The 6,562-nt window shown below is 70.4% G+C and carries 4 protein-coding genes; 3 read left to right on the forward strand and 1 reads right to left on the reverse strand.

Annotated features, from left to right (window positions below):
* The first annotated feature begins 27 nt into the window (after positions 1–27).
* Together EF918_RS11910 and EF918_RS11915 are read left to right on the forward strand one after the other, a co-directional pair.
* Positions 28–1,110 carry an inositol-3-phosphate synthase gene (locus EF918_RS11910; protein WP_125644607.1) on the forward strand — a complete coding sequence of 361 codons (1,083 nt, stop codon included), beginning with the start codon at positions 28–30 and terminating at the stop codon, positions 1,108–1,110.
* A 106-nt stretch (positions 1,111–1,216) separates the two neighbouring features.
* A complete protein-coding gene (locus EF918_RS11915) occupies positions 1,217–2,488 on the forward strand; it encodes an MFS transporter (RefSeq protein WP_125644609.1) in 1,272 nt (423 codons plus the stop codon).
* A 44-nt stretch (positions 2,489–2,532) separates the two neighbouring features.
* Here the strand turns inward: EF918_RS11915 and EF918_RS11920 are convergent, their stop codons facing one another.
* Positions 2,533–3,975, reverse strand: a complete 1,443-nt coding sequence (locus EF918_RS11920; protein ID WP_125644611.1) for a CCA tRNA nucleotidyltransferase — start codon at positions 3,973–3,975, stop codon at positions 2,533–2,535.
* Between the two features lie 183 nt (positions 3,976–4,158).
* Here EF918_RS11920 and EF918_RS11925 point away from each other — a divergent pair, with 183 nt between their 5' ends.
* Positions 4,159–6,420 (forward strand): DUF6049 family protein, encoded by a 2,262-nt coding sequence (locus EF918_RS11925; RefSeq protein WP_125644614.1) that lies wholly within the window; start codon positions 4,159–4,161, stop codon positions 6,418–6,420.
* Positions 6,421–6,562: the final 142 nt, after the last annotated feature.

The raw sequence follows: 6,562 nt of genomic DNA on the forward strand, positions 1-6,562 counted from the left end.
TCCGAGAACGAACAGGGAGCAACCGGAATGGGTTCGGTTCGCGTAGCCATCGTCGGCGTGGGCAACTGCGCCGCGTCGCTGGTGCAGGGCGTCGAGTACTACAAGGACGCCGACCCGGCGTCCAAGGTCCCGGGCCTGATGCACGTCCAGTTCGGCGACTACCACGTCCGTGACGTCGAGTTCGTCGCCGCCTTCGACGTGGACGCGAAGAAGGTCGGCCTGGACCTCGCGGACGCCATCGGCGCCAGCGAGAACAACACCATCAAGATCTGCGACGTCCCGCAGTCCGGCGTCACGGTCCAGCGCGGCCACACCCTCGACGGGCTCGGCAAGTACTACCGCGCCACCATCGAGGAGTCCGCCGAGGCCCCGGTCGACGTCGTCCAGGTCCTGAAGGACAAGCAGGTCGACGTCCTGGTCTGCTACCTGCCCGTCGGCTCCGAGGACGCGGCAAAGTTCTACGCCCAGTGCGCCATCGACGCCAAGGTCGCCTTCGTCAACGCCCTGCCGGTCTTCATCGCCGGCACCAAGGAGTGGGCCGACAAGTTCACCGAGGCCGGTGTCCCGATCGTCGGCGACGACATCAAGTCGCAGGTCGGCGCGACCATCACGCACCGCGTCATGGCGAAGCTGTTCGAGGACCGCGGTGTCATCCTGGACCGCACCATGCAGCTGAACGTCGGCGGCAACATGGACTTCAAGAACATGCTCGAGCGCGAGCGCCTGGAGTCCAAGAAGATCTCCAAGACGCAGGCCGTCACCTCGCAGATCCCCGACCGGGAGCTCGGCGAGAAGAACGTCCACATCGGCCCGTCCGACTACGTGGCCTGGCTCGACGACCGCAAGTGGGCCTACGTCCGCCTCGAGGGCCGTGCCTTCGGTGACGTCCCGCTGAACCTCGAGTACAAGCTCGAGGTGTGGGACTCCCCGAACTCCGCCGGTGTCATCATCGACGCCGTGCGCGCCGCGAAGATCGCCAAGGACCGCGGCATCGGTGGCCCGATCCTCTCGGCCTCCTCGTACTTCATGAAGTCCCCGCCGGTCCAGTACTTCGACGACGTAGCCCGCGAGAACGTCGAGAAGTTCATCAAGGGCGAAGTCGAGCGCTGAGCCGCCTCCCGGGCGTCCGCGTGACACCCGGACTTCCGCTCCTCTTCCGCGGAGGGTCCCTGGGCAATCTGCCCGGGGACCCTCCGCGTATGTGACCCTTGCCCTCATGCCTGCCGTACGGGACCTGCGCGTGCTCCTGCGCCTGAGGGACTTCCGCCATCTGCTCACCGTACGACTGCTGTCCCAGGCGGCCGACGGCGTCTACCAGGTCGCGCTCGCCACCTACGTGGTCTTCTCCCCCGAGAAGCAGACCACCCCGGCGGCCATCGCCTCCGCCATGGCCGTCCTGCTCCTGCCCTACTCGGTCATCGGCCCCTTCGCGGGGGTCCTGCTGGACCGCTGGCGGCGCCGGCAGATCCTGCTCCACGGCAATCTGCTGCGGGCCCTGCTGGCCTGCGGCACCGCCGTCCTGATCGTCGCCCATGTGCCGGACTGGCTCTTCTACGCCTCCGCACTGTCCGTGACCGCCGTCAACCGCTTCGTCCTGGCCGGGCTCGCCGCCTCCCTGCCCCGGGTCGTCGCCGCGGACCAGCTCGTCACCGCCAACGCGCTCTCGCCCACCGCGGGCACCCTCGCCGCGACCGCCGGAGGCGGGCTGGCGTTCCTGCTGCAACTGGTGGCCGCCGGCTCCAACGCCCTGGTGGTGCTGGTGGGCGCCGCGTTCTACCTGGGCGCCGCCCTGGTCTCGCTCCGGCTGGGCATCGGACTGCTCGGCCCCGACCGCACCCCGGGCCAGGGGCACCCCTCCCCGTGGGAGGGCGTGGTGCTGACCGTCCGGGGCATGGCCCAAGGGCTGCGGCACCTCTCCGAGCGCCGGGAGGCCGCCCGTGCCCTGACCGCCATGACGGCGATGCGCTTCTGCTACGGGGCGCTCACGGTGATGCTGCTGATGCTGTGCCGCTACGCCTGGTCGGACAACGAGGCGGACGGGATGGCCCTGCTGGGCGTGGCCGTCGGGGTGTCCGGGGCTGGCTTCTTCGCAGCCGCCGTGGTCACTCCCTGGGCGGTCGGGCGGCTCGGCCCCCGCGGCTGGATCACGGTCTGCGCCGCGGGTGCGGCGGTCCTGGTGCCGGCACTCGGGCTGTTCTTCGCCCCCGGCCCGATGCTCGTGGCCGCCTTCGCCCTCGGGCTCGCCACCCAGGGCGCGAAGATCTCCACCGACACCGTCGTCCAGTTCCGTATCGACGATGCCTATCGGGGCCGGGTGTTCGCCGTCTACGACGTCTTGTTCAACGTGGCGTTCGTCGGCGCGGCGGCGGTGGCCGCGCTGATGCTGCCCCCCGACGGCAGGTCCACGGCCCTGGTGGTGAGCGTCGCGGTCCTCTACGCCCTGACCGCGGTCGGGCTGATGCGGCAGGGGCGGCAACGTTTCACGTGAAACACCGTCGTGGTTTCACGTGAAACATCGGCCCCCGGCACCGCTCAGCTCTGGCCGGCCCACCACTCCTTCAGCGCCGAGACGGCCTGGTCGTGCTCCATCGGGCCGTGCTCCAGCCGCAGGTCCAGCAGATAGGCGTAGGCCTTGCCGATCACCGGACCGGGGCCCACACCCAGCACCTGCATGATCTCGTTGCCGTCCAGGTCGGGCCGGATGGCGTCCAGCTCCTCCTGCTCCTTGAGCTGCGCGATCCGCTCCTCCAGGCCGTCGTAGGCCCGGGAGAGCGCATTGGCCTTGCGCTTGTTGCGCGTGGTGCAGTCCGAGCGGGTCAGCTTGTGCAGCCGCTCCAGCAGCGGACCGGCGTCGCGGACGTACCGGCGCACGGCCGAGTCGGTCCACTCGCCCTCGCCGTAGCCGTGGAAGCGCAGGTGCAGCTCCACCAGCCGGGACACGTCCTTGATCATGTCGTTGGAGTACTTCAGCGCGGTCATGCGCTTCTTGGTCATCTTCGCGCCCACCACCTCGTGGTGGTGGAACGAGACCCGGCCGTCGCTCTCGAAGCGGCGGGTGCGGGGCTTGCCGATGTCGTGGAGCAGTGCGGCCAGCCGGAGCACCAGGTCCGGGCCGTCCTCCTCCAGGTCGATCGCCTGCTCCAGCACGATCAGCGAGTGGTGGTAGACGTCCTTGTGCCGGTGGTGCTCGTCGCTCTCCAGGCGCAGCGCCGGCAACTCGGGCAGCACATGCGCGGCCAGTCCGGAGTCCACCAGCAGCCCGAGGCCCTTGCGCGGGTGGTCCGACAGCAGCAGCTTGTTCAGCTCGGCCTGGATCCGCTCGGCCGAGACGATCTCGATCCGGTCGGCCATCGCGATCATCGCCTCGACGACCTCGGGGGCGACCTCGAAGTCGAGCTGCGCCGCGAACCGGGCGGCTCGCATCATGCGCAGCGGGTCGTCGGAGAAGGACTCCTCCGGGGTACCGGGGGTCCGCAGAATCCGGGCGTCGAGATCCCGAAGGCCACCGTGCGGGTCGATGAACTCCAGCTCCGGGAGGGCCAGGGCCATGGCGTTGACCGTGAAGTCGCGGCGGACCAGGTCCTCCTCGATCGAGTCGCCGTAGGACACCTCGGGCTTGCGCGAGGTCCGGTCGTAGGCCTCCGACCGGTACGTGGTCACCTCGATCTGGAAGCCGCCGCGCTGGCAGCCGATCGTGCCGAAGGCGATACCGACGTCCCACACCGAGTCCGCCCACGGCCGGACGATCTTCAGCACGTCCTCGGGACGGGCGTCGGTGGTGAAGTCGAGATCGTTGCCGAGACGGCCCAGCAGGGCGTCACGAACCGAGCCGCCGACCAGGGCGAGGCGGAAACCGGCCTCCTGGAACCTGCGGCCGAGCTCTTCGGCGGCAGGGGCGACCCGCAGCAGCTCGCTCACCGCGTGGTGCTGCACCTGGTCGAGGGCACGGGGACTGTCTTCGTTGGCGTTCGGCACAACAGAAAAGGGTACGTGCCCCGCCCGCCCCGGGCGTCCTCGTTTACGGCGACCCCGGTAGCCGGGCTCCCCGGGCCCGGCCCGATCATGTGGAGCAAGGCGCGGCACTCGCGCACAGTGGGTCTCGTTACCATGCGTGGACGCAATACCGACGACCACCGACACTGCGAGGGACGGGCGAGCGTGGCCGAGGCGGCAGTCAACCAGGGGGCCTCCCCCGTCCCTGCCCGGCGCCGCTGGCTGCGGCGCGCCGTCGTCCTGCTCGCCGGGACGCCCGTCCTCGCCGCGCTGATCTACACACCCGCAGAACAGGCCCGGGCCGCCGAGTCGGGCGGCGGCGTGGTCGATGTCCAGCTGGACGATTTCACCCCCAGCGCTCCGGTGAAGGGCGACACGCTGACGATCTCCGGCACGGTGGTCAACACCGGGCACGAGCCGGTCACGGACGCCCATGTGGGCCTGCGGGTCGGCGGACTGCTGGACCGGGACGCGATCGACGAGGCGGCGGACCGGGGCGAGTACCGGCCCGGCAGCGACGGCAAGGAGATCGACCCGGCGTTCGCCGTGAAGTTCCCCACCCTGCCCGCCAAGGCCGGCCGGCACTTCGAGCTCAAGGTTCCGGTCAACAAGCTGGAGCTCGACAAGGACGGCGTCTACCAGCTCGGGGTGTCCGTCTCGGGGTCGACCGGCCGCTCGGGGGAGCAGGTTCTCGGTATAGAGCGGACCTTCCTGCCCTGGCAGCCCGAAACGGCCGGCAAGCGCTACCAGGTGAGCTACGTCTGGCCCCTGATCTCGGGGACCCACCTGACGGCCGAGACCGGCTCCGACGAGCTCCAGACCCCCGTCTTCGGGGACGACGACCTGGCTGCGGAGCTGGCCCCCGGCGGCCGGCTCGAGCGGATGGTCACCCTCGGCAAGGACCTGCCCATCACCTGGGTCATCGACCCGGACCTGCTGTACACCGTCGACGCGATGACCAAGGGCTACCGGGTCCGCCTGCCCGACGGGCGCACGGTCCCCGGCCGCAACAAGGCCGTCGCCGAGAAGTGGCTGAGCTCCCTGGAAACGGCCGTCCAGGGCAAGAAGGTGGTCGCGCTGCCGTTCGCCGATCCCGACCTCGCCTCGCTCGCCCACCACGGCAAGGACGTCTCCGGCACCCTGGGCCAGCTGCGGCCGGCCACCGACAAGGCCAAGCAGGCCGTCGAGACCGTGCTGCACGTCACGCCCTCCACCGACTTCTCCTGGCCGGTCGACGGCGCCATCGACCCCTCGATCGTCAACGTCGCCACCTCGGCCGGCGCCCACAACGTGCTCACGCGCAGCGACAGCCTCTCCGAGAGCGGCGGACTGGGCTACACGCCGTCCGCGGCCCGGCCCATCGGCGCGGGCGCCACCGCCGTGGTCGCCGACGCCCGGCTGTCCACCGCCTTCCAGGGCGACATGCTCCAGGCCGGGAACTCCGTCCTCGCGGTGCAGCGGTTCCTCGCCCAGAGCCTGGCCCTGAACCTGCAGAACACCGACCAGCAGCGCAGCTTCGTCGTCGCGCCGCAGCGGATGCCCAGCTCCAGCCAGGTCCAGACGATGGCCACCGCCCTGCGCGCGCTCCAGCCCGGCCGCTGGACCCAGCCGCAGGACCTGGAGGCCGCCGCCGGCGCCAAGCCCGACCCGGGCGCCACGACCCAGGTCCCCGGGGCCGGCCAGTACCCCGACGAGCTGCGCAAACAGGAGCTCCAGCAGGCCGCCTTCGAGAAGATCCGGACGACGCAGACCACCCTGGACCATTTCAAGGTGATCCTCTCCGCACCCGACCGCGTGGAGATCCCGTTCGGGAACACCACCAACCGGGAGATGTCCACCTCCTGGCGCGGTCGTCCGCAGGAGGCCCAGGCCTACCGCGACGGAGTCCAGCAGTACCTGATCGGTCTCACCGAGCGGGTGCAGCTGATCCCCAAGACCGACACCACCTTGTCGGGACACAGCGCGACCATCCCGGTCACCGTCAAGAACGGTCTCGTGCAGGACGTCCGCGGGCTGGTGCTGCGGATCAAGTCCGCCAACCCCACCCGCCTGATGTTCGGCGACAGCGGCGAGGCCGAGCAGGACGTCACCGTCCAGGCCCAGCACAGCCAGACCCTGAAGTTCACCGCGAACGCCACCGCCAGCGGCCCCGTCGAGGTCACCGCGCAGCTGTACACCAAGGACGGCGTGCCCTACGGCAAGGAACGCAGGTTCACCGTCGAGGCCACCGAGATCACCCCGACCGTGATGTTCGTCATCGCGGGCGGCATGCTTCTCCTCGTCCTGGCAGGCATCAAGATGTACGCCAGCCGCAAGCGTGTCGCGGCACGTGCCGCGGCCGAGGACACGCAGCAGAGTGACGAGACACCGGACACCGGAGCCGAAAGCGACGGCACGTCCGGCCCGGGTGAGACAGTGGACCGTTGAGCGATGCCGTGGCCGGTCGGCCTGGGGACGATGAGGTGGGGTTTCGATGAACGCGCCGTACGACGGTGACCGTGCGCAGGGCGCTGGCGTGCCCGCGCCCTCCCCGGGCACGGCCCCGGGCCCCCCGGGCCCCGGCCAGGTG

Source organism: Streptomyces sp. WAC06614 (genome assembly GCF_003949795.1).
Lineage (GTDB): Bacteria > Actinomycetota > Actinomycetes > Streptomycetales > Streptomycetaceae > Streptomyces.